17 protein-coding genes and 1 pseudogene are annotated in these 20,897 nt (G+C 70.7%); 9 read left to right on the plus strand and 9 right to left on the minus strand.

Going from position 1 to position 20,897, the window contains the following annotated elements:
- Nucleotides 1–206 precede the first annotated feature (206 nt).
- The 3 genes from OG522_RS04640 to OG522_RS04650 all read left to right on the plus strand — a co-directional run bounded on the left by OG522_RS04640 (nt 207) and on the right by OG522_RS04650 (nt 2,239).
- Nucleotides 207–758 carry a hypothetical protein gene (locus tag OG522_RS04640; RefSeq protein ID WP_329461633.1) on the plus strand — a complete coding sequence of 184 codons (552 nt, stop codon included), beginning with the start codon at nt 207–209 and terminating at the stop codon, nt 756–758.
- 76 nt (nt 759–834) lie between these two features.
- Nucleotides 835–1,464 carry a DUF3887 domain-containing protein gene (locus OG522_RS04645; protein ID WP_329461634.1) on the plus strand — a complete coding sequence of 210 codons (630 nt, stop codon included), beginning with the start codon at nt 835–837 and terminating at the stop codon, nt 1,462–1,464.
- Nucleotides 1,465–1,588: 124 nt separating this feature from the next.
- A complete protein-coding gene (locus OG522_RS04650; RefSeq protein ID WP_329461635.1) occupies nt 1,589–2,239 on the plus strand; it encodes a carbonic anhydrase in 651 nt (216 codons plus the stop codon).
- 119 nt (nt 2,240–2,358) lie between these two features.
- Here OG522_RS04650 and OG522_RS04655 read toward each other — a convergent pair whose 3' ends face one another.
- Genes OG522_RS04655 through OG522_RS04665 form a run of 3 tightly spaced genes read right to left on the minus strand, consistent with a single transcriptional unit; the run spans nt 2,359 to nt 7,027 of the window.
- Entirely contained in the window at nt 2,359–3,912 is a 1,554-nt protein-coding gene (locus OG522_RS04655; RefSeq protein WP_329461636.1) for a GMC family oxidoreductase, read from the minus strand.
- A gap of 33 nt (nt 3,913–3,945) precedes the next feature.
- Complete coding sequence (locus tag OG522_RS04660; RefSeq protein WP_329461637.1) at nt 3,946–5,514, minus strand: APC family permease; 1,569 nt, start codon at nt 5,512–5,514, stop codon at nt 3,946–3,948.
- Nucleotides 5,515–5,557: 43 nt separating this feature from the next.
- Nucleotides 5,558–7,027 (minus strand): aldehyde dehydrogenase family protein, encoded by a 1,470-nt coding sequence (locus OG522_RS04665; protein WP_329461638.1) that lies wholly within the window; start codon nt 7,025–7,027, stop codon nt 5,558–5,560.
- A gap of 855 nt (nt 7,028–7,882) precedes the next feature.
- Between OG522_RS04665 and OG522_RS04670 the strand changes: the two are divergent.
- Nucleotides 7,883–8,589: pseudogene (locus OG522_RS04670) on the plus strand (glycoside hydrolase family 2 TIM barrel-domain containing protein); the annotation flags it as partial.
- 73 nt (nt 8,590–8,662) lie between these two features.
- Here the strand turns inward: OG522_RS04670 and OG522_RS04675 are convergent.
- The 3 genes from OG522_RS04675 to OG522_RS04685 all read right to left on the minus strand — a co-directional run bounded on the left by OG522_RS04675 (nt 8,663) and on the right by OG522_RS04685 (nt 12,657).
- Nucleotides 8,663–9,166, minus strand: coding sequence for a flavodoxin domain-containing protein (locus OG522_RS04675; RefSeq protein ID WP_329461639.1), 504 nt, complete (start codon nt 9,164–9,166; stop codon nt 8,663–8,665).
- Nucleotides 9,167–9,397: 231 nt separating this feature from the next.
- On the minus strand, nt 9,398–10,672 hold the full coding sequence (locus OG522_RS04680; protein ID WP_329461640.1) for an APC family permease: 1,275 nt from the start codon (nt 10,670–10,672) through the stop codon (nt 9,398–9,400).
- Nucleotides 10,673–10,752: 80 nt separating this feature from the next.
- The gene (locus OG522_RS04685) at nt 10,753–12,657 is read right to left on the minus strand and encodes a PAS domain S-box protein (RefSeq protein ID WP_443074660.1); all 1,905 of its coding nucleotides are present in this window, start codon (nt 12,655–12,657) and stop codon (nt 10,753–10,755) included.
- A gap of 244 nt (nt 12,658–12,901) precedes the next feature.
- Between OG522_RS04685 and OG522_RS04690 the strand changes: the two genes are divergently transcribed.
- The 3 genes from OG522_RS04690 to OG522_RS04700 all read left to right on the plus strand — a co-directional run bounded on the left by OG522_RS04690 (nt 12,902) and on the right by OG522_RS04700 (nt 14,854).
- Nucleotides 12,902–13,366 carry a cyclic nucleotide-binding domain-containing protein gene (locus tag OG522_RS04690; protein WP_329461642.1) on the plus strand — a complete coding sequence of 155 codons (465 nt, stop codon included), beginning with the start codon at nt 12,902–12,904 and terminating at the stop codon, nt 13,364–13,366.
- 36 nt (nt 13,367–13,402) lie between these two features.
- Nucleotides 13,403–14,059 carry a CBS domain-containing protein gene (locus tag OG522_RS04695; RefSeq protein ID WP_329461643.1) on the plus strand — a complete coding sequence of 219 codons (657 nt, stop codon included), beginning with the start codon at nt 13,403–13,405 and terminating at the stop codon, nt 14,057–14,059.
- Nucleotides 14,060–14,161: 102 nt separating this feature from the next.
- Nucleotides 14,162–14,854, plus strand: a complete 693-nt coding sequence (locus OG522_RS04700; RefSeq protein ID WP_329461644.1) for a response regulator transcription factor — start codon at nt 14,162–14,164, stop codon at nt 14,852–14,854.
- Nucleotides 14,855–15,072: 218 nt separating this feature from the next.
- Here the strand turns inward: OG522_RS04700 and OG522_RS04705 are convergent, their stop codons facing one another.
- Complete coding sequence (locus OG522_RS04705) at nt 15,073–15,978, minus strand: universal stress protein (RefSeq protein ID WP_329461645.1); 906 nt, start codon at nt 15,976–15,978, stop codon at nt 15,073–15,075.
- A gap of 352 nt (nt 15,979–16,330) precedes the next feature.
- Between OG522_RS04705 and OG522_RS04710 the strand changes: the two genes are divergently transcribed.
- Nucleotides 16,331–17,314, plus strand: a complete 984-nt coding sequence (locus OG522_RS04710) for an Acg family FMN-binding oxidoreductase (RefSeq protein ID WP_329461646.1) — start codon at nt 16,331–16,333, stop codon at nt 17,312–17,314.
- 114 nt (nt 17,315–17,428) lie between these two features.
- Here OG522_RS04710 and OG522_RS04715 read toward each other — a convergent pair whose 3' ends face one another.
- Complete coding sequence (locus OG522_RS04715; RefSeq protein ID WP_329461647.1) at nt 17,429–18,109, minus strand: helix-turn-helix domain-containing protein; 681 nt, start codon at nt 18,107–18,109, stop codon at nt 17,429–17,431.
- A gap of 18 nt (nt 18,110–18,127) precedes the next feature.
- Nucleotides 18,128–19,201, minus strand: a complete 1,074-nt coding sequence (locus OG522_RS04720; protein ID WP_329461648.1) for a zinc-dependent alcohol dehydrogenase family protein — start codon at nt 19,199–19,201, stop codon at nt 18,128–18,130.
- 175 nt (nt 19,202–19,376) lie between these two features.
- Between OG522_RS04720 and OG522_RS04725 the strand changes: the two genes are divergently transcribed.
- On the plus strand, nt 19,377–20,798 hold the full coding sequence (locus OG522_RS04725) for an MBL fold metallo-hydrolase (RefSeq protein WP_329461649.1): 1,422 nt from the start codon (nt 19,377–19,379) through the stop codon (nt 20,796–20,798).
- Nucleotides 20,799–20,897 lie beyond the last annotated feature (99 nt).

The raw sequence follows: 20,897 nt of genomic DNA on the forward strand, positions 1-20,897 counted from the left end.
GCTCCGGGTCTCCGTCGAAGACGTGCCTGGGATGCACTCGCTTCCCGCGGGGCGAGGCTTCCCGACAGCGGAACTGCCGCCTGGCGGCGTGCCGTTGAGACGCACGCCTTCGGCGGCGTAGCGAGAGCGTCAATATCGGCCACCCGCGCGTCAGCACCGCGACAACGGGCGGCCAACGGCCCGTTCGCACACCTACCGTCGCCACTATGGGAAGACGGACCCCTCGCAGCGCCGCGAAGCGACTTCCGACCGCGGCCGACGGTCTCGTGCACGACACCACCTGGGCCGGTGACGCTCGTTCGGCGGTCGGCTCCGCGGTACTGCTGCTGGCGCTGCTGCTCGCCGTCGACGCCGGCGCCGGCACCCTCAGCGACGCACGCGCCGCCCTGTGGGCCACTCTCGCCCTCCTGCTGTTCGCCGTGCTGTGGCCGGCCGAGGTGTCGGTGGGCCCCGGCCGTCTCGTGGTCCGTGGGCTGCTGCGCCGGACCGCCATCCGCACCGACCGGCTGGTCTCGGTCCGTACCTTGGCCGGGGTCGCCCAGCGCCTGGTGTTGCGCGACGCCGACGACAACCGGGCCGAGATCGATCCGCAGGTACTCATCGACAACCCCGCGATGTGGCACGTACTCCAGGCGGACCTCCGCACCAGCACCGGCCGGGGCACCGTCCGCAGCGGCGAAACGGCACTGCGGCAGGTCGAGGCGCGCCTCGACGGGGAAACGGCCCGGACGGTGTTCAGGCTCTCCGGCCTTGAGTAGCCGTGCCCCCCTTCCCCAGAGCGCGCACGTAAAGACATCCTTGACATGGGTCACCGCGTAAAGACATCCTTTACGCATGGCAGATTCCTCGCAGAGCCTCGCCGCCCTCAGCGCCCAACTGGCCGAACGGGCCGCGGCCCTGGCCGCGTCGGTGGGTGGCCCGTTGACCCCACCGGCCTACCTCGAACTGGTCAGGTCGTCCGACAGCGTGAAAACCATGGCCGACCAGCTCCTCAAGCTGTGCGTGCAGCAGTCCCGGGACGCAGGCCACACCTGGCAGGAGATCGGGGACCTGCTCGGCGTCACCCGGCAGGCAGCCTTCCAGCGGTTCGGCAAACCCATCGACCCCCGAACGGGAGCACCCATGGACAAGGCAGTGCGGATGACCGACGCCGCGGAACGTGCCGTCGAGATCGTCACGGCGGTCCTGGAAGACCGTATGGCCGAAGCCCGGCGGTCCTTCAACGCCCAGGTCCTGGAGGCGTTCACCGACGAGGTGCGCGGCAGCGGCCTGGCGACGGTGACCGGTCTGGTCGGCGCGTTCGAGGGCTTCGCCGAGGGCGAGCCGTTCGTCCGGCGCATCGGCGATCACACGGTCGTCGACATCCCGCTGCACTATGAGGCCGGCGACATGAAGGCCCGGGTCGCGTTCGACACCGACGAGAAGGTCGCCGGGATCTTCATCCTGGCGCCCGACACCCCGTAAGAGCGACCGCCGTGTTGACCGGCTCCGCCGATCCGTCGTCGGCCACGCCGTGGATCGCGATCGTGCCGGTCCGGTCACATGGCCTCCGGTGGGCCCGCGCTCAACTCCGGATTACGCTTCCGTCATGGCATCCACCCCTGTCTCTCCTGGCCAGGCCCTTGAGTCCCTCCTCTCCGGGAACCGGCGCTTCGTTGCCGGGGGCCCGGAGCACCCCAACCAGGACGCCGCAAGGCGGGCCCAGCTCGCACCGGCCCAACGACCCTTCGCGGTACTGCTGGGATGCTCGGACTCACGGCTCGCTGCCGAGATCATCTTCGACCAGGGGCTCGGTGACCTGTTCGTGGTCCGGACCGCCGGCCACGTACTCGGCCCGGAAGTCCTCGGCAGCATCGAGTACGGCACGGCCGTGCTCGACTGCCGCCTCGTCGTCGTCCTCGGCCACGACTCGTGCGGCGCCGTCGCGGCGGCACGCGCCGCCGTCGAAGACGGGCTGTCGGCCACCGGATACGTCCGGGACATCGTCGAGCGGGTCACCCCGAGCGTGCTCGCCGCCCGTGCCGCGGGGCTGCACACCGACAGCGACCTGATCGACGCGCACGTGCAGCACACGGTGGACCGCCTGCTCGAACGCTCCCGAGTGCTGGCCGACCAACTCGACTCCGGCCACACCGGCATCGTCGGCCTGTCCTACCAACTCGCGCAGGGCAGCGCCCGCCTCGTCACGGCCCGCGGCGTCCCCGCCATCGCGCCGTCCACCCCGGCACAGCCGGGCTGATCCACGCTGATCGGCCGCGAGAGCGAGCGCCACCGCCGACGGGGTCCACCGTGGCGCTCGGTCTCGACGTCGCCGTCCCGGGACATGCCCCGAACTCGCTCTTCCCTCACGCCAGTTGGTCACCCCTTGGCGTCCTCCTTGAGCATGTCGGCGCACTTCTCGCCGATCATCATCGTCGTGATGCACGGATTGACGGTGACCAGATCGGGCATCGCGGAGCCGTCGGCGACCCGCAGGTTCTCGATGCCCTTGACCCGCAGGCGAGCGTCCAACGGGGCGCTCGCGTCGTCGTCGGCGCCCATCTTCACCGTGCAGGCGGGGTGGTAGACGGTGTTGTGGGTGGTGGCGATGTAGTCGAGCAACTCGTCGTCGGTGCGTACGTCCGGGCCGGGGGCGAGTTCGGCGCCCGCCCACGACGCCAGCGCCGGCTGCGCGGCGATCTCGCGGGCGAGCCGAAGCCCGTACGTCATCACCCGTACGTCGTGCTCGTGCGTGAAGTAGCGCGGGTCGACGCGCGGCTTGTCACGGAAGTCGCGGGTGCGCAGCCGCACGGTGCCGCGCGAGCGGGCTCGGGTGACGTTCGGCGTGAGGCAGAACGCGTTCTCGCTCGTCGGGTAGCCGCGCCGGTAGGTGTTCATGTCGAACGGCATAGAGCCGTAGTGGAACATCAAGTCGGGCCGGTCCAGGCCCGGTTGGGTGTCGACGAAGATGCCGATCTCCCACCACTGCTGGGACGTGGTCACCATGGGCTGCCGGGCTTCCCACATGATCACTCCCTCCGGGTGGTCCTGGAGGTTCTCGCCCACGCCCGGCGCGTCCAGGACCACGTCCACGCCCACTCCCCGCAGCTGCCCGGCCGGCCCGATGCCCGAGAGCATCAGCAGCTTGGGGGTGTCGATCGCGCCGCAGCTGACGATCGTCTCGCGTCTCGCGGTGACCGTATGGGAGTGGATCAGGTCCGGTGCGAGGTAGGCGGCGCCCGTGCAGCGTCGCTGGGCGTCGATCAGCAGCCGCTGGGCCCGGATCCCGGTTCGCACTTCCAGATTCGGGCGCTTGCCGAGCACGGGGTGCAGATAGGCGACGGACGAGGACTGACGCATGTTGTTCTCGTCGGAGTTGATCTGGAACCAGCCCGCACCCCGCACGACGGTCGTGCCGGTATTGAACGAGGTGACGGGGATGTCGGCCTGCGCGCACGCGTTGAGCACGGCGGTGCCGCACGGGTCGTCGGGCTTGACGGTACGGATCTTGACGGGGCCGGTGCGGCCGTGGTGGTCGCCGGGTCCGTCGTTGGTCTCCAGGCGCCGGTAGAGCGGAAAGGTGTCGGCCGCGCCCCACCCGGTACAACCGGCGGCGGCCCAGGCATCCAGGTCCTCCGCGGGAGCCCAGAAGGCGATGCAGGAGTTGTGCGAGGAACAGCCGCCGAGGACCCGGGCGCGGGCGTGCCGCATGAAGCTGTTGCCGCGCTCCTGCGGTTCGACGGGGTAGTCCCAGTCGTACCCGGACTCCAGCAGGCCCATCCAGCGCTCCAGGCGCAGGACGTTGTCGTCGCCGACGTCGCTGGGCCCCGCTTCCAGGAGGCACACCGTGACCGACGGGTCCTCGCTCAGCCGGGCGGCGACGACGCACCCGGCGGTGCCGCCGCCGACCACCACATAGTCGAACTCGTCCACGTCAGCTCCTTCTCGTGGGTTGGGTGTGCGCTGCTACGGTCCGCCGTGGGCCATCGGTTCGGGCACCTCGCCCACGGCGTGCTCGGCGAGCACGCCGGTCTGCTTGCGCTGGACGAACCAGTAGTAGAGGAAGCCTCCGACGCTGACGGCACCGACGAACAGGACGCCGCCCCACCGCAGATACCAGTGCTGCGGTCCAGTGGCGTTGTAGACCGCGGCGCGCGGCCACAGCAGATTGACGGTCATCGCGGCGCCCCAGAGCACGGCCAGGATGTTGACCGGAATCCCGAACCGGCCCAGCGAGAAGCTGCCGGGGGCCGGGCTCCAACGGCCGCGCAGCCGCTGTACCAGCAGCGGCAGCGTCACCAGCAGATAGGCGATGTAGATCATCACGATGGCGATGCTGGTGACGACGGAGAAGATCTGCGGCTGGTTGATGTTGACGACGAGGATGACGACGGCCACGATCCCGATCAGACACGTGGCCAGCACCGGGGTCTGGAATCTCGGGCTGAGCCTGGCCAGTTTCGAGCCGCCCGGCAGGTTGTTGTCCCGGGCCATCGCGAACGCCAGCCGCAGCCCCGCCGTCTGCACGGACAGCGCGCACACGGTGATGGCGATGACGACGCACCACAGCACGACCACGCCGATCGTATGGCCGAGCACGGCCTTCACCACGTACTGCAAACCGTCCACGGACAGCTCTTTGGCGTGCAGGTCGGGGGCGGCCAGCAACGCGAAGAGGAGGATCAGCCCGCCGATGAGGAACGAGGCGACCAGTGCGCGCAGGATGGCGCGGGGTGCGTTGCGGGCGGGGTCGATGGACTCCTCGCCGAGCGAGGAGGCGGTGTCGAAGCCGTACATCACGTACGCCGAGGCGAGCGAGGCGGTCAGGAACGCGCCGAAGTAGCCGAGCGGCTGCCCCTGTCCGTAGCCGTGGGTCTGCAGGATGGCGCTCGGACCGCGGGTGATGTTCGCGCCGAGCAGCACCACCAGGACGACAGCCGCGATCAGTTCAATGAAGACGCCGCCGGAGTTGATGGTGGCCATCAGTTTGACGCCGAACGCGTTGACCAGGGTGGTGAACAGGATCAGGATCGTGCCGAGCAGGACCGCGTTGGCGGCCGCGTCGTACTTGCCCGTGCCATCGCCGACCACCTGGAAGAAACTAGAGATCTGAGGGAGCGTCAGCTGGTAGGCGAGGGCGACGGCGGCCAGCGACACCATCGTCGCGACCGTCATCATCCAGCCCGCGAGCCAGCCGGTGTGCGGACCGCCGCAGTGCTTGGACCAGTTGTAGACCGAGCCCGCGACGGGGAACCGGGCGGCGAGTTCGCAGAAGCACAGGGCCACCATCAGCTGGCCGAGGAAGACCATCGGCCAGGACCACCAGTAGGCGGGCCCGCCGAAGCTGACGCCGAAGTAGAACAGCTGGAAGGTGCCGGTCAGGATGGAGATGTAGCTGATCCCGGCGGCGAAGGTGTGGAAGTTGCCGAGCGTCCGTTTGAGGCCTGGCTTGTAGCCCAGCTCGGTGAGCGCCGCGTCGTGGTCGGAGGGCGCGCTCGCGACCGGTCCCTCCGGACCTGCCGGGGTGTCCGCCATGGCAATCTCCTCGTTCCGTACGGGCAGGTGGGCAGGGCGGCGGTCAGTCGAACCAGCGCTGCGGTTCGGGCGCCGTGTTGCGCCAGACGTGCTTGGCCTCGGTGTATTCGGCGAGTCCGGAGGGGCCCAGTTCGCGACCCACGCCGGACTGCTTCATGCCGCCCCACTCGGCCTGCGGGACGTAGGGGTGGAAGTCGTTGATCCAGACCGTGCCGACCCGCAGGGCGGCGGCCACCCGGTGCGCCCTGCTCTGGTCCGTCGTCCACACCGCTCCCGCCAGGCCGTAGACGGTGTCGTTCGCGAGCGCCACCGCCTCGGCCTCGCCACGGAACCGCTCCACCGTCACGACCGGTCCGAACGACTCGTCCTGGACGACGGACATCTGCGGGGTGCACTCGTCGAGGATGGTGGGCGGGTAGTAGAAGCCGTTCGCGAGCGCGGGATCGTCGGGCCGGGCGCCGCCGAGCCGCAGCACGGCACCCTCCGCGACACCGGCGGCGACGTACGCCTCGACCTTGTCGCGGTGTCCGGCCGAGATGAGCGGTCCGGTGCGGGCGTGCTCGTCGAAGGGGCCGCCCATGCGGATCTGCCGGGCGCGCGCGGCGAGTTCGTCGACGAAGCGGTCGTGCAGCTCGTCCTCCACGAGGAGCCGGGCACCGGCCGAGCAGACCTGCCCCGAATGCAGGAAGACGGCCATGAGCGCGTAGTCGACAGCGGTCTCGAAGTGCGCGTCGGCGAAGACGATGTTGGGGTTCTTGCCGCCGAGCTCAAGGGCCACCTTCTTCACGGTGGCGGCGGCGGCCGCCATGATGCTCCGGCCGGTGGAGAGCCCGCCGGTGAAGGAGACCAGGTCGACCCGCTCGTCCACGGTCAGCGGCGCGCCGACCACGGCCCCGGAGCCGAGCACGAGGTTGGCGGCCCCGTCCGGCAGCCCGGCCTCCTGGAGGAGCCTCATCAGCATGATCGCGGTATGCGGTGTCAGCTCGCTCGGCTTGAGGACGAAGGTGTTGCCCGCTGCCAGCGCGGGCGCGACCTTCCACGCGGTCTGCAACAGCGGGTAGTTCCACGGCGTGATCAGGGCGCACACTCCGACCGGCTCATGGACGATGCGGCTGTCGACGGACGGGTTGCCCGCGTCGACGATCCGGTCCGTGCCGCCCGCGGCGACGAGGTTGCCGAAGTAGCGGAAACAATTCGCGATGTCGTCCATGTCGTACTCCGACTCGACCAGGCGCTTGCCGGTGTCGAGCGACTCCGCCCTGGCGAAGTCGGCCTTGTCTCGCTGGAGGAGGTCGGCGACCCGGAGCAGCAGCGCGGCCCGGTCGGCGACGGAGGTGTGCGGCCACGGACCGTGGTCGAAGGCGTCCCGGGCTGCGGCCGTCGCGGCGGCCGCGTCCTTCGGCCCGGCCTCGTCCACCTGGGCGACGAGAGTGCCGTCCGCGGGGCACCGGATGTCCCGCTTGCCCCCTTCCGCGGCCGCCGTCCACCGGCCGGCGATGAACAGCTCGGGCATGGCAATCCTCCAGGTCAGGCCGTACGGGGCCGGCGGGCACCGGCACTTCGGCCGCTACGGCGTGGTCGTCCTCATGACGGGCATGTGACTTTCCACACCTAACACGGCCCGGTCCGGGCCGCGCGCAGGCAAGGATGAGCGCTCATCCCCCGCGCGGGAGAACGCCGGGCGTCGCCGCGCAGCGCACCGTACGACCGCGCTGAGGCCACCGTGCGCCGGGTCTCCGCGAGTCGGCGGCGACGCCCTCGACGCGGCGACCCGCACCGGTTCGCCACCCGCGCCCCCAACTGCCTGCCGCCTGCCGCTTGACCGACAACCGGGCAGGCCTGCCCGCTCACTGGCGGCGCGGTCGTCGGCGAGCGGGCGCACCCGGGTGGCGGCGGTGCCGGTGGGCGCCGCGGATGGTAGTGCCGTCCACGGCCTGGCCCTCGGCGAGGTCGCCGCGATACCGTCACCGGCCTGGGCACCGCCCCGCGCGAGGTCGACTCCATAGGGCCCGCGAGATCACCGTCTCGCGGCCCTGATGTTCGCCGAACCGACCGGCCGACACCGTGGTCACCTTCGACGTCCCGCACGCGCAGACCGCCCGCGCCCCCTCCCCGACGGAGGGCGAGGCCACCCACCACGCCGTGACCACGGAGAATCAGCCACCGCTGGACCGACTCCCGAAGGCCGCGCGAAATCCGCGGCAGTACAGCCCACCAGCGGCACCCTGCGCGGCGACGTGGTCGCGCCTCCCCGACGGCCTCGACGGGCCGCGCGCCCTGGAGCGGCCCGTGTCATGGCGGCGCTTCCCGCAACACGCCTTCGATAGTACGGTCGCCCGCATCACCTACGGCTGCCGGAGGATTCCGCATGTCCGCGCGCTATTTCGAGGACTGCGCACCCGGCCACGGCAGGGCCGCGCCGCGTGCAGCCCTGGACTCCGACGCGCCCAGGGTCGACCTCAACGGGGACTGGGCGTTCCGGTTCTCGCCCGTCCTGCGCCCGGAACCGGACGGCTTCGAAGCCCCGGACTTCGACGACAGCTCCTGGGATGCCCTTCACGTCCCCTCGCACTGGCAACTGCACGGCCACGGCCGGCCCATCTACGTCAACATCGCCTACCCCATACCGCTCGACCCGCCCTTCGTCCCGGACGAGAACGAGACCGGGGACTACCGCCGGACCTTCGACCTGCCCGCCACCTGGGCGGGCACTCCGGCCGTGCTTCGCACGAGGCCTACGTGGCCACCGGCAGCGAGCGGGTCCGGGTGCGGGTCGGGTTCCGCAGCGTGGCCGTCGACGAGACCGGGGTGCTCCGGGTCAACGGTCGCCGGGTGGTGCTGCGCGGCGTGAACCGGCACGAGTTCGATCCCGATCACGGCCGTGCCGTATCCCTCGAAGTCATGCGCCGCGACGTGGAGTTGATGAAGCGGCACAACATTAACGCCGTGCGCACCGCGCACTACCCGCCGCATCCCGCGTTCCTCGACCTGTGCGACGAACTCGGCCTGTGGGTCATGGTCGAGTGCGACCTTGAGACCCACGGCTTCGAGTCCGCCGATCCCGAGCGCTGGCAGCGCAACCGTGACGTGCCTGCGTCGGGATGCTTCTCGAACATCGCGTACCTCCGCAGTTCAGCCCGTCGTGTCCCTACTGCGGACCGGTGAGTTCGGCGCTGATGTGGTGGGCCCACGTGCGGATCCGCTCGGGTTCGCGGTAGTCGCCCGCCTTGCCCGCGCGGGCCAGCATCTTGGCGGCGAGGCCGGGCGTGTTCTCCGTGATGCTGCCGCCGAAGGTGACGTGCTGGCGTGCGCCCAGTCGCTCCATCTGTTGCGCGACCGCCCGTACCGGCGCAATGTCGCGCTCCTCCGCGGAGTGATCCAGGGGACCACTGCTGAACAGCCAGACCGGCCGGTGCTGCAGATAATGGGCGTTGCGTTCGGCGCAGCGCTTGGCCTTGCGGCTCCAGTGTCCGGCGTACAGGGCTCCGCCCAGCACCACGGCGTCGTAGCCACGCACGTCGTCCACGTCGTCGGCCGGGACGACGACCGCGTCGAGGCCGTCCTCGCGAAGGGTCGCGCCGATCTGCGCGGCGATGCCGGCGGTGGCTCCGTGCTTGGTGCCGTAGGCGACCAGTACCCGCTTCGAGGCCATGGCGATTCTCCGATTCTGTCTGCCTTGCCACGCGGCTCCGGCGTCGTATCCCGGAGGTCATCGGTCCGGCGCGGCTCCCGGCGCTGCGTCTGGCTTCCACGATCCCGCCGGGCGACGCCCGGCCCGCAGTGCCGAGGGGGCAGGAGCAGGGGGCCGAGTGGGCCCCGCCGGAGGACCCGGTCGGCCCCCGACGGGGTTGCCGTGCGCCCTGGCCCGGCCGCCGCCCGTGAATCAGCGTCCCTGCCCGCCTGCCCTCGTCTTCCGCACGCCGTACAGGCCGGCACCGAGTGCGAGGACGATGGCGCCCCAAACCACGGCGGTCGGCGGAAGGGCGAACGCGAGGGCGGCGCATCCCGTCAGGCCGATCACGGGGATGAGCAAGGGCGGGCGCCCTTCGTCGGGGGCGAGGGTCCACGCCGCCACATTGGCGACGGCGTAGTAGGCCAGCACTCCGAAGGAGGAGAAGCCGATCGCACCGCGGACATCGGTTACGGCGGCCAGAACCACGACCACGCCGCCGACGGCCAGTTCGGCGCGGTGGGGCACCTGGAAGCGGGGATGGACCGCGGCCAGAACGTGCGGGAGGTGACGGTCGCGGGCCATGGCGTAGGCGGTGCGTGAGACACCGAGGATCAGGGCGAGGAGCGAGCCCAGCGCTGCGAGCGCCGCTCCGGCCCGCACAGCGGGAACCAGCCCCGCGACACCGGCGGCACGCACCGCCGCGGCGAGCGGCGCGGCGGTCCCGGCGAGACGGTTCGGTCCCAGCACCGCGAGCACACCTACAGCCACGGTGGCGTATACGGCGAGGGTGATGGCGAGCGCGAGGGGGATCGCGCGGGGGATGGTGCGGGCCGGGTCCCGGACCTCTTCGCCGAGTGTGGCGATCCGGGCGTAGCCGGCGAAGGCGAAGAACAGCAGGCCGGCTGCCTGGAGCGTCCCGCCCGCCGTCACGTCCGTGCCGATGCCGAGGTGCACCGCCAGGGCGCTGTCACTGGTCAGGCAGGCGGTCACCACGGCCGCGAGGACCGCCAGGACGATCACCACGACGACACGAGTGAGCCACGCGGACTTCTGGACGCCGGTGTAGTTGAGCGCGGTCAGCGCCACCACGGCCCCGACGGCAATCGCGTGGGTCTGGCCCGGCCACACATAGCTGCCGACGGTCAGGGCCATCGCAGCGCAGGACGCGGTCTTGCCCACCACGAACGCCCATCCGGCGAGATATCCCCAGAAGGCGCCCAGCCGCTCGCGGCCGTAGACATACGTGCCGCCGGACATGGGATACCGGGCGGCGAGCCGGGCCGACGACGTCGCGTTGCAGTACGCCACTACGGCGGCCAGTGCCAGTGCGGGCAGGAGCCCGGAACCGGCGGCGCCGGCCGCCGGACCCAGCGCGGCGAAGATCCCGGCGCCGATCATCGAGCCCAGCCCGATCATCACCGCGTCGTTCAACCCCAAACGGCGCTGCAACTCGCTCGCGCCCGCCGGGCCTTCGTCCGTGCCCATCTCTCGTCCCTCCGCCATCCCCGCCGCCGAATCCGGCGCAGGGTAGCGAACGAAGGTGTCGGGCAAGGGCAGCCGTAGCGCTACCTACCCGCATGTAACCCGCCGCCCTCCCCTTGTCGGACGGGCGCGGGAAGGGGCAGCGCGAACCACACGGCCTTGCCTTCCTGGGTGGGGACGGTTCCCCACGATGTGGCCAGTTGATCGAGGAGCGCCAGCCCCCGGCCGGACTCCTCGTCGAGGGCCGCCGTCCTCGCCTGGGGCAGGACCGGACTGCCGTCGCTCACCTCGACGTTGAGTTCGTCCCTGGCGCGCCGCAGCCTCAGCCGCAGTGGCTCGCAGGCGTGGCGGACCGAGTTGGAGAGCAGTTCGGAGGCGAGCAGGCAGGCGGTGTCGATCAGGTCCTCGCAGTTCCAGGCTTCCAGGGTGCGGCGCAGGAAGCGACGCCCCTCGCCCACGCTGACCGGTTGTGCCGGCAGGCAGGCGGAGACGGCGGTCGGCGGCGCGGAAGGGATGCGGACGAGCAACAGGGTCACGTCGTCCGCGTAGTCCTGGGGACCGGGCAGCAGGGAGGCGAGTACGGAGTCGGCGGCCTGTTCCAGGCATGGGGCGTCGGCGATGGATTTTTCCAGCGCGACGGTGAGGGCGTCGATCTGCGCTCCGATGTCGCTGGTGGGGGTCTCCACCAGGCCGTCGGTGTAGAGCGCCAGAACCGAGGCCGGGGGCACCGTCAGCCGGGTCTCCTGGTGCGGCACCTCGCCGACGCCCAGGGGAACACTGACGGGAACGGGCAGTCTGCGGACCTGCCCGGTGGGTTCGGCGAGCAGCACGGGAAGGTGACCGGCCGAGCACACCGTCAGGGTGCTCTCGTCCGGGTCCAGGATCAGGTAGCAGCAGGTGACGAGTTGGTCGGGCAGCTCGCTGACGACGGCGTCGAGGGCGCGCATCAGCTGCCAGGGCGGCATGCCGGTCTTGGCCAGGGCATGGGAGGCGGAGCGCAGCTGTCCCATGACGGCCGCCGCCTCCAGGCCGCGGCCCATGACGTCGCCGATCAGTACCCCGACGCGGCCACCGCCCAGGGCGATCAGGTCGAACCAGTCGCCGCCCACGCCCAGGCCCTGGCGGGCGGGGAAGTAGCGGCTGGAGGTGTCGATGCCGGGGAGGGCGGCCGGTGAGCCCATCAGGCTCCGTTGCAGGGTCAGGGCGACGTGACGCTGCTGCTCGTACAACTCGGCCAGTTGGGCCTCGGCCTTCTTGCGCTCGCTGACGTCGCGAATGGCCGCGGACACCAGAGTCCCCTCCGGGGTCTCCAGTGGGCTGAGGCTGATCTCGACCGGGAACTCGACCCCGTCCCGGCGTACCCCGTAGAGGTCGAGGCCGGCGCCCATGGGGCGAACACGCCGGTTGTCGACATAGCCGTGGCGGTGGGTGGGGTGGTGGTGGTGGAACCGCTGCGGGACCAGTATCTCGACCTGGCGTCCCAGGAGTTCTTCGCGCTGATGGCCGAACAGGGCCTCGGTCTGCGCGTTGACCAGTTGAATGGTGCCGGCGTCGTCGACGATCACGATGGCGTCCGGTGCGGCTTCCAGCAGGGCCCGGAAGCGTGCCTCGGCGGCCTTGCGTTCGCTCACGTCGCGCACCGCGGCGGAGATCAGGAGTCCGTCGGGGGTCTGTAGCGGGCTGATGCTGATTTCGACCGGGAACTCCGCCCCGTCGCGGCGCAGTCCGTACAGTTCCAGGTCGGCGCCCATGGGACGGACTTGCTGGTTGGCGGAGTAGCCCATGCGGTGGCCAGGATGCTGGGCCCGGAACCGTTGCGGCACCAGGATCTCGATCGGGCGGCCGAGCAACTCGTTGCGCGGGTAGCCGAACAGTGTCTCCGTCTGCGCGTTGACCAGACGGATCACGCCGGCGTCGTCCACGATCACCATCGCGTCCGGGGCCGCCTCCAGTAGCGCTCGGAAAGGCTCCTCGGTCACGGAGATCATGCGTGACGGTGCTTGCTCAGGGCCCGGTTGCATGGCGCATTTCAGCATCCATCGGGTGCCGCGCGAGGGCGTTGTCGCGAAGTTTCCGGTTCTGACACAACTCTGCCGTGATGGGTGGGCGCCACACGTATGCGAGCCGCCTGCGCCACCGGGTCCGTCCAGCCGCGAAAGTGGACCGGTCGGCCCTCCCCCCACGCGCCTGTCACGCCGGAGACTCGGAGCAGGAACAACGGAGGAGGCCACCATGAGCGCCCTGTCCCGGACCCGCATGACAGCCACCCTGTCGACGGATCACCGCACGCGCCTGATGGAGCTTGCCCGCGAAGTCGACTTTCCCGCCGGGACGCGCCTGTTCAACGAGGGGGGCCGGGCCGACCGGTTCTGGATCGTGCGGTCGGGCATCGTCGCACTGGACGTCCACGTGCCTGGCCGACAGGCGACCGTGGTGGACCGCCTCGGTCGCGATGAACTCGTCGGCTGGTCCTGGCTGTTCCCGCCCCACCAGTGGCATCTGGGTGCGGGTGCGGAGACCCTCCTGCGCACCCACGAGTTCGACGCGGCGGCGGTTCGCCTGCTGATGGACGCCGACCCCGCCTTCAGCGCCGATGTCAATCACTGGGTGGGGCAGGTCCTCGCCCGTCGGCTCACCTCCGCGAGGGTCCGGCTGCTCGACCGGTTCGCCCCCTATGGAAGCGGCAAGACTCTGTGACGCTTGCCGACGGGCCCGATGCACGAGGAGTCAGCGATGCCCGCATCCCAGTACACCGTCAGTGATGTCATGACCCACACGGCCGTGGCCGTGGGCCGCAGGGCTTCCTACAAGGAGATCGTCGAGGTGATGAACCAGTGGAAGGTCAGCGCCCTGCCGGTCCTGGAGGGCGAGGGTCGTGTCGTCGGCGTGGTGTCGGAAGCAGACCTGCTGGTCAAGGAGCAGTTTCGGGGTGCGGACCCGGCGCCGCTGGACCGGGCCGGGGAGACCGTCAAGGCCGCTGCCGTCCTGGCCGAGGACCTCATGTCAACCCCGGCCGTCACCGTGCATCCGGCCGCCACGGTGTCCGAGGCCGCCCGCATCATGGCGCGCAAGGGCGTGAAGCGGCTTCCCGTGGTCAATGACGTGGGAATGCTGGAAGGCGTGGTCAGCCGCGGTGACCTCCTGAAGGTGTTCCTGCGGCCGGACGCCGAGATCGAGCACGAGGTCCGGGGCGCGGTCCTCGGCGAGCTGACGCTCCCCGTACACGTCGATTGCTCGGTCGAGGATGGCGTGGTCACCCTTGGCATCGGCCGCCGCGGCGACCGTGCGCTCGTGCCCCTGCTGGCGCGGGCCGTCCTCGCTGTGGAAGGCGTCGTCGACGTACGCATGCGTACGGAGGGCGAGGAGGTTTCCGGCGGTGCAACCGCCTGAGACCGCCCTGCGCCGCTCGTCCCCTCACGGTCGCTCGGCAGGTGTTTTCCGCCCGGTGCTGGGACAATGCTGCTGAGGCTTGAGCCAACGCCAGGGGCAGGGATGTCCGAGACACCAGAAGGATCACCGCAACCACTAGTCCGGGTGTTCATCCTCGACGACCACGAGGTCGTCCGACGGGGACTGCACGACCTCCTGGACGCGGAGCCCGGGATCGAGGTGGTCGGCGAGGCGTCGACAGCCGAGCAGGCACTGGCCCGGGGGCCCGCCCTGCGGCCGGATGTGGCGGTGCTCGATGTCCGGCTTCCCGACGGTGACGGCATCACGGTGTGCCGCGAGCTGCGGTCACGCATGCCGGAGCTGGCCTGTCTGATGCTCACGTCCTTCGACGACGAGGACGCTCTTCTCGACGCGATCATGGCGGGGGCGGCGGGGTATGTGCTGAAGCAGATCAAGGGGGCCGATCTGGTCTCCGCCGTCCGTACGGTGGCGACAGGCCAGTCCATGCTCGATCCCGCCACGACGGCCCGGCTCATGCACTCCCTGCGGGACACCGAGGAGGACAAGCCGCCCGAGGACGTACGGCTGGCCGCACTGTCCGAGCGGGAACTCTCCGTCCTCGAACTCATTGGTGAGGGGCTCACCAATCGACAGATCGCGGGACGGCTCTATCTGTCCGAGAAGACCGTCAAGAACCACATTTCCCGGCTGCTTTCCAAGCTGGGCGTCGACCGTCGAGTTCAGGCGGCTGTGATCGCGGCCCAGGTGGCCGAGCACGACGAGCCTCGCCATTGAGCCCGATCGGGCCCCAACGACGGCCCTGTTGCAGGCTGTTGCCCCGGGCCGGTCGCCCCCGATCACACCCCAGCCCCGTATGCGGCTTCCGCCAGGACGACACCGGGCTCGCTCAGCCGGCCGGACGGTGGGCCTGGTCCACCGCCCAGGCGAGAGCCGCCCGGCCGGTGAAGAACGGGTCGATGCCGACAGCGAGGTACGCCCCTCCGCGATGTCCGTCACGGCGTACTCCGGTGCCCCGCGTCTCGCCGGGGTATGAGCTCCACCGGGCAGTGTGCATGGTGGATGAGACTGTGCGTCGCCCGCCCGAGGTTGGGGCCGATGTGCCCGGGAGACCGTTTGCCTCCCATCACCAGAAGATCGGCGTGGTTCGATGCTTCCACGAGGACGGCCGCCACCGAGGGGCTCGATTCGGCATCGACGCGCAGGGAGAGATCGGGGAACTCCTCCCGGATCAGGTCGGCCACCACGACGACGCTGCCCATGCGGCCCGGGGCCGGCTCGTTCACGTCGTCGAGCATGGCCGCGACATCACCGACCGGATGCAGAACGTTCCCGATGTGGAGGATGCGCAGCTCCGACTTACGGGCTGCGGCTTCGCGAGCGGCGTGCCGCGCACAGACGAGGTCGTGTTCGTCCCGCACGCCCACCAGCACCGGCCCCGCCCCGGCCGTCTCCGTGGCACCTCGCACCACGATCACGGCCGTCCTCGCACCAGCCGCGACCTTCAGTCCGACCGATCCCAGCAGCAGGGAGTTGAATCCGCCGAGGCCCCGGTTGCCGACCACGATGATGCCGTCGTCGGAAGCCGCACCGTGCAGGGTGGGGACGGGCCCCCTGCGGCTGAGCTGCGTGGTGACGGCCAGGCCGGGGCAGCGCTCGCTCACGGCCGCAGCCGTGTCATCGAGCAGTTCACGGCCCTCGGCGCAGAAACGGCGGACCTCGTTCTCCATGATGAAGGCTTCCCGGCCGTCGGTGTCCGTCGCGTGGACGAGGTGCAGGGGACGTGCGAGCCGCACAGCCTCGTCCGCTGCCCAGAGCGCCGCCGCGAAGGCGTGATCGGAGCCGTCGACCCCTACGACGACCGGGCCGGATCGCACTTCACCCGTGATGCTGTCGTTCATGGCCTTCTCCTCATCGAGTGCCGACCGCCGGTCAGCTCAACGCTGGCATCCGCGGACGTCTCGGAAAGAGGGCCGCAAGGGGCTGGCCCGGGACCAAAGGTCCCTGTCCGGCCGCCGCCGTTCGGGCGAGGCACGCTCCCTGGCCCGGTCGGTCCGGGCGCGGGACCGTTCGGCCCTCGATCGGGGGCGGAGCACCGGCGGAAGGTGAGGTGAGGGACGCCGGCGACAGGCGCCCGTCCGGGCTGGGCCATCATTCGCCCGCCGATGATCTACGCGATCATCGAAGGTGACGGAGGACGCAGTGCCGCGAACCTGCTGCCGCGCGACCGCATCGCACAGACAGGAGCCTCCCGTGCCCTCACCACACCCGGACACCGCCGCCGTGACCTCCCTGGTCGAGGACGCCATCACGGCACCCTCCATGCACAACGCCCAACCATGGAAGTTCCACCACCGGTCGGGCACCCGCACCATCGAGCTGCACGGCGACCGCGAACGGACCATGCCCCGCACCGATCCCGAAGGCCGCGCCCTGCATCTGGGCTGCGGGGCCGCCCTCTTCAATCTGCGGGTCGGCGCCGCGAAAGCCGGATTCGAGCCGGTGACACGGCTGCTCCCCTCCCCCGGCGACCCCTGGCACCTGGCCGACGTGGAACTCCGCGAAGCCTCACTGCCGGACGACGAGATGCGAGGTATGTATCCCGCGCTGCGACGCCGTCACACGAGCCGTTTCCCCTTCACCGACGAGGAGGTGCCGGGCGCGATCCTCGACGGACTTCAGGCAGCCGCTCTCCTGGAAGGCGCCAGGCTGCTCGTGCCCGACGCCTGGCACGTCGACGTCCTGCTCGGCCTCGTCCAGGATGCCGAACATTACGAGGCCGTCGACCAGGCGGCCCGGGAGGAGACAGAACGCTGGACGAGCCTCCCGGACGAAGGATCACGCGCCGATGGAATTCCGGCGTCCGCCTTCGGGCCTCGTCAGTCGGGCGCGAGCGCTCCGGTACGGGACTTCGGCGGCCGGCGCCCCGACCCCGACCGTGTGACCGCCCGCTTCGAACGCCGTCCCCAGATCGCGATCCTGGGCACGGAGCTGGACACGCCCCTGGACTGGCTCCGCGCCGGACAGGCGATGCAGCGCGTCCTGCTCCGCGCCACCCTCGACGGTGTCGTCACGTCCATGACGTCGCAGCCCCTCGAATGGCCCGAACTCCGCTGGACCGCCCGCGACCCCGTCTCCGCGATGGGCCACGTCCACATGATCATGCGTCTCGGCTACGGCCCCGAGGGTCCGCCCACGCCCCGCCGGCCGGCACGAGAGGTGCTCACCATCGTGTGAGGGGCCGCTCCGAGTCGCGTGCCGAGGCGGCCGGCCGGACCCCGGTTGGGCCCGGCCGGCCGCGCATTTCTCTCCCTCGTGGTCGATCACTCGTGGTCGATCACTCGTGGTCGATCACTCGTGGTCGATGCGGCGTCCCGTGAGCCGCTGTGGTGCGACGGTCATCCACAGCGGGCGATCGCCTCCCGCCCACGGCAGGGAGCGGGCGGTGTCCTCCAGCCGGCGCACGGCAGCGTCGTCCGTGACTCTTTCGAGCTGCCCGACCGCCAGCACGCTCCAGCCCCGGCGCATGGCGTCGTCGATGTGATCCACCTCGAAGGCCACTTCGGTGCCCGAGGCCTCGGCGAGCGCGCCCTGCTCCGATGTGCGGAAGGCCACACCCGCCCCGGCCAGCACATAGTTCACCGGAAGCACGGCCGGCCCGTTGGTTCCATACGTGGCCACGCGCCCCACGCCGTGGGTCGACAGCAGTCGGCGGCACTCGTCCTCGTCGAGGGACACCAACGCGGCGTCCCTGGCGGCGGACGCCCTGCCCGGCGGCAGGTCGACGGTCGTGCCGGACAGCTCGTCCACGCTGGTGCGCAGTGCGTCCGCGAGGCGTATCAAGACGCCGCGTCCGGGTGCGGCGGCGCGTTCTTCCAGATAGGCGATGTATGTGGTGGCGGCCCCGCTGCGCTCTGCCACCTCTTCGCGGCTGAGCCCGAGTGCCGCGCGGCGCTCCGCGATCCGCCGCCCGAGGTCACTGTGGCCCGTTGGTTCCGTGGCGGATGACGGTCCGGACTTGTCGACAGTCATGATCCTCACACCTCTCGCTCATGCCTGGCCCGAAGTGGCCACGGTGGCGTGCTGAGGGGCGCCGAGGGCCACCTTCAGAGCGCCGGTGTCACCCGCCCGCGAGAAGACGTCGTACGCCTCTTCCATCTGGCCCAGCTCGAAGCGGTGGGTGATCAGGGAGGAGGCGGGGAGGTGTCCCGCTGCCATCATGCGCAGCAGCATCGGCGTGGAGCGTGTGTCCACGAGCCCGGTGGTGATCGTGACGTCCTTGATCCACAGGTCCTCGAGGTGGAGGGCAGCGGGCTTGCCGTGGACCCCGATGTTCGCGACCCGTCCGCCGGGGCGGACCATACGGGTGCACATCTCGAAGGCTTCCGGAACACCCACGGCTTCCATCACGACGTCGGCGCCCAGACCGTCGGTCAGGTCCGCCACCAGTCGTTCCGGCTCCTCCTCGGCGTTCGCGGTCGCGTCCGCGCCCAGCTCGCGGGCGGCATGGAGCCGCGACTCCGCGAGGTCCACCGCGATGACGCGGCCCGGCGAGTACAGGCGGGCGGTCGTGATCGCGGCGAGGCCGATCGGGCCGGCACCGACCACGACGACGGTGTCTCCGGGCCCCACCTGGCCGTTCAGGACGCCGACTTCGTAGGACGTGGGGAAGATGTCCGCCAGCAGGACCGCGTCGTAACTGTCGACGGCACTGGGCAGCGGGTACACCGAGAGGTCTGCGAACGGCACCCGCACATATTCGGCCTGGGTGCCGTCGATGGTGTGGCCGAGCACCCAGCCGCCGCCCCCTCGGCACTGCCCGTACCGGCCCTCGCGACAGAAGCGGCAACGGCCGCACGCGGAGATGCAGGAGATCAGCACACGGTCGCCAGGGCGGACCGTCGTGACGTCCCCGCCCGTCTCCACCACGGTGCCGACGGCCTCGTGGCCAAGAATCCGGCCGGGCACCACATCGGGTACGTCCCCCTTGACGATGTGGAGGTCGGTTCCGCAGATGGTCACGGCGTCGACGCGGACGATCGCGTCCCCGGCGTCTTTGATGTCGGGGTCCGGTACGTCCTGCCAGGACGTCTGCCCGGGTCCTTGGTAAACGAGTGCCTTCATGACATCAGCCCTCTTCCTGGCTGTGCTCCGATAGCGGTCAGCCCCAGGCTGTCTCGGTCACGGGCGCTCACGCATGGGCCGGACGGTCCCCGGCGGGGACCTGACGGGCCTATCCGCCACCCCCACCACCGGTGCGACGGTGAGATCCGGCCCCGCCAACCGAAGGAGGGGCGTCATGCCCGACACGCTCCCGGGCCCGGTCACTCCCAGACCGGCGCTGCTCAGGTTCCTCGGCGGTGTGCGCACCGTGACCGGCAGCAAGTTCCTCGTGGAGAGCGATCACGCGCGCATCCTCGTCGACTGCGGCCTCTTCCAGGGTCTCGCGGACCTGCGGCGCCGCAACTGGGCCCCGCTGCCCTGTGACGCCTCCGACATCCATGCGGTGGTCGTCACCCACGCCCATCTGGATCACTGCGGCTATCTGCCGCGCCTGGTACGGCACGGCTTCCGGGGGCCGATCCTGACCAGTGCGCACACCGCGCGGCTCGCCGGGATCGTGCTCCGTGACAGCGCCCGCCTCCAGATGGAGACCGCCCGGCACGCCAATGAGAACCGGTGGTCCAGACACCGGCCCGCGAAGCCGCTGTACGACGACGCCGATGTCGACCAGACCCTTCGGTACTTCGATCCGGTGCCGATGGGTGCCGATGTCGAGATCATGGCGGGCACCCGGCTGCGGCTCCATCACGGCGGGCACATCCTCGGCTCGGCGTGGGCCCATCTCATCCTTGAGGACGGGCACACACTTGCCACCAGTGGCGACCTCGGCCGTCCCGGGCACCCCCTCCTGCTGCCCCCCGAACCGTTCTCGGGAGCGGACGTGCTGCTGATGGAGTCGACGTACGGCGACCGTCTGCACGACCCGGAGACGGGCCGCGCCGAGTTCACCGCAGTCCTCACCCGGACCCTCGCACGGGGCGGGACGGCCGTCATTCCCGCGTTCGCGATCGACCGCACGGAGGTCGTCCTGCACGAACTGGCCGAACTGCGCAGGGCCGGGACGATTCCCCCGTCGGTGCCGGTGTACGTCGACAGCCCCATGGCGCTGGCCGCTCTCGACGTCTACCGCGACGCGATCACGGCCAGGTCCCCCGAACTGCGCCCGGAGATCCTGGCGCAGGGGGCGGGCACGCTCAGTCCCGAGCCCTTCCTCGCCGCCCGCACCGTCCAGGAGTCCATCGACATCAACCGCACGAGCGGCCCCGCCATCATCGTGTCCTCCGCGGGCATGGCCACCGGAGGCCGTGTCCTGCACCACCTCAAGCGGCTGCTGCCCGATCCCCGCAACGCGGTCCTCGTCGTCGGGTTCGCGGCGGCCGGCACCCGCGCCCGCGACCTGGTGGACGGCGCCCGGACGCTCAAGATGTTCGGCGAATACATACCGGTACGCGCCGAGGTGGCGGACGTGCCGCACCTCTCGGCGCATGCGGACGCCGCGCAGATCATCGACTGGCTGCGTGGCGCTCCGCCGCCCCGCACCACGTACCTCATCCACGGCGAGGAGGATTCGGCCCGCGCGCTGCGGGACCGCATCGATCACGAACTGGGCTGGACCGCTGTCGTTCCGCGCTCGGGCGAGGCGGTACTGGTCCGTTGACCGCGCAGGGGAGGGCCCGTTCGGCCCCTTGTGGTCGGCGCGGCCGAGAGCATGCTGAAACAAGCGGGCGCCTCCCGTCGCGCGCAGTGAGGACAACGT

Source organism: Streptomyces sp. NBC_01431, from assembly GCF_036231355.1.
GTDB lineage: Bacteria > Actinomycetota > Actinomycetes > Streptomycetales > Streptomycetaceae > Streptomyces.

Excerpts from the sequence above, each read along its gene's own strand:
- OG522_RS04725 (WP_329461649.1), top strand. The coding sequence starts at position 19,377 with ATGCCCGACACGCTCCCGGGCCCGGTCACTCCCAGACCGGCGCTGCTC.
- OG522_RS04675 (WP_329461639.1), bottom strand. The coding sequence starts at position 9,166 with ATGGCCTCGAAGCGGGTACTGGTCGCCTACGGCACCAAGCACGGAGCC.
- OG522_RS04685 (WP_443074660.1), bottom strand. The coding sequence starts at position 12,657 with ATGATCTCCGTGACCGAGGAGCCTTTCCGAGCGCTACTGGAGGCGGCC.
- OG522_RS04720 (WP_329461648.1), bottom strand. The coding sequence starts at position 19,201 with ATGAAGGCACTCGTTTACCAAGGACCCGGGCAGACGTCCTGGCAGGAC.
- OG522_RS04640 (WP_329461633.1), top strand. The coding sequence starts at position 207 with ATGGGAAGACGGACCCCTCGCAGCGCCGCGAAGCGACTTCCGACCGCG.
- OG522_RS04650 (WP_329461635.1), top strand. The coding sequence starts at position 1,589 with ATGGCATCCACCCCTGTCTCTCCTGGCCAGGCCCTTGAGTCCCTCCTC.
- OG522_RS04645 (WP_329461634.1), top strand. The coding sequence starts at position 835 with ATGGCAGATTCCTCGCAGAGCCTCGCCGCCCTCAGCGCCCAACTGGCC.
- OG522_RS04665 (WP_329461638.1), bottom strand. The coding sequence starts at position 7,027 with ATGCCCGAGCTGTTCATCGCCGGCCGGTGGACGGCGGCCGCGGAAGGG.
- OG522_RS04690 (WP_329461642.1), top strand. The coding sequence starts at position 12,902 with ATGAGCGCCCTGTCCCGGACCCGCATGACAGCCACCCTGTCGACGGAT.
- OG522_RS04680 (WP_329461640.1), bottom strand. The coding sequence starts at position 10,672 with ATGGGCACGGACGAAGGCCCGGCGGGCGCGAGCGAGTTGCAGCGCCGT.
- OG522_RS04715 (WP_329461647.1), bottom strand. The coding sequence starts at position 18,109 with ATGACTGTCGACAAGTCCGGACCGTCATCCGCCACGGAACCAACGGGC.
- OG522_RS04660 (WP_329461637.1), bottom strand. The coding sequence starts at position 5,514 with ATGGCGGACACCCCGGCAGGTCCGGAGGGACCGGTCGCGAGCGCGCCC.
- OG522_RS04695 (WP_329461643.1), top strand. The coding sequence starts at position 13,403 with ATGCCCGCATCCCAGTACACCGTCAGTGATGTCATGACCCACACGGCC.
- OG522_RS04705 (WP_329461645.1), bottom strand. The coding sequence starts at position 15,978 with ATGAACGACAGCATCACGGGTGAAGTGCGATCCGGCCCGGTCGTCGTA.
- OG522_RS04700 (WP_329461644.1), top strand. The coding sequence starts at position 14,162 with ATGTCCGAGACACCAGAAGGATCACCGCAACCACTAGTCCGGGTGTTC.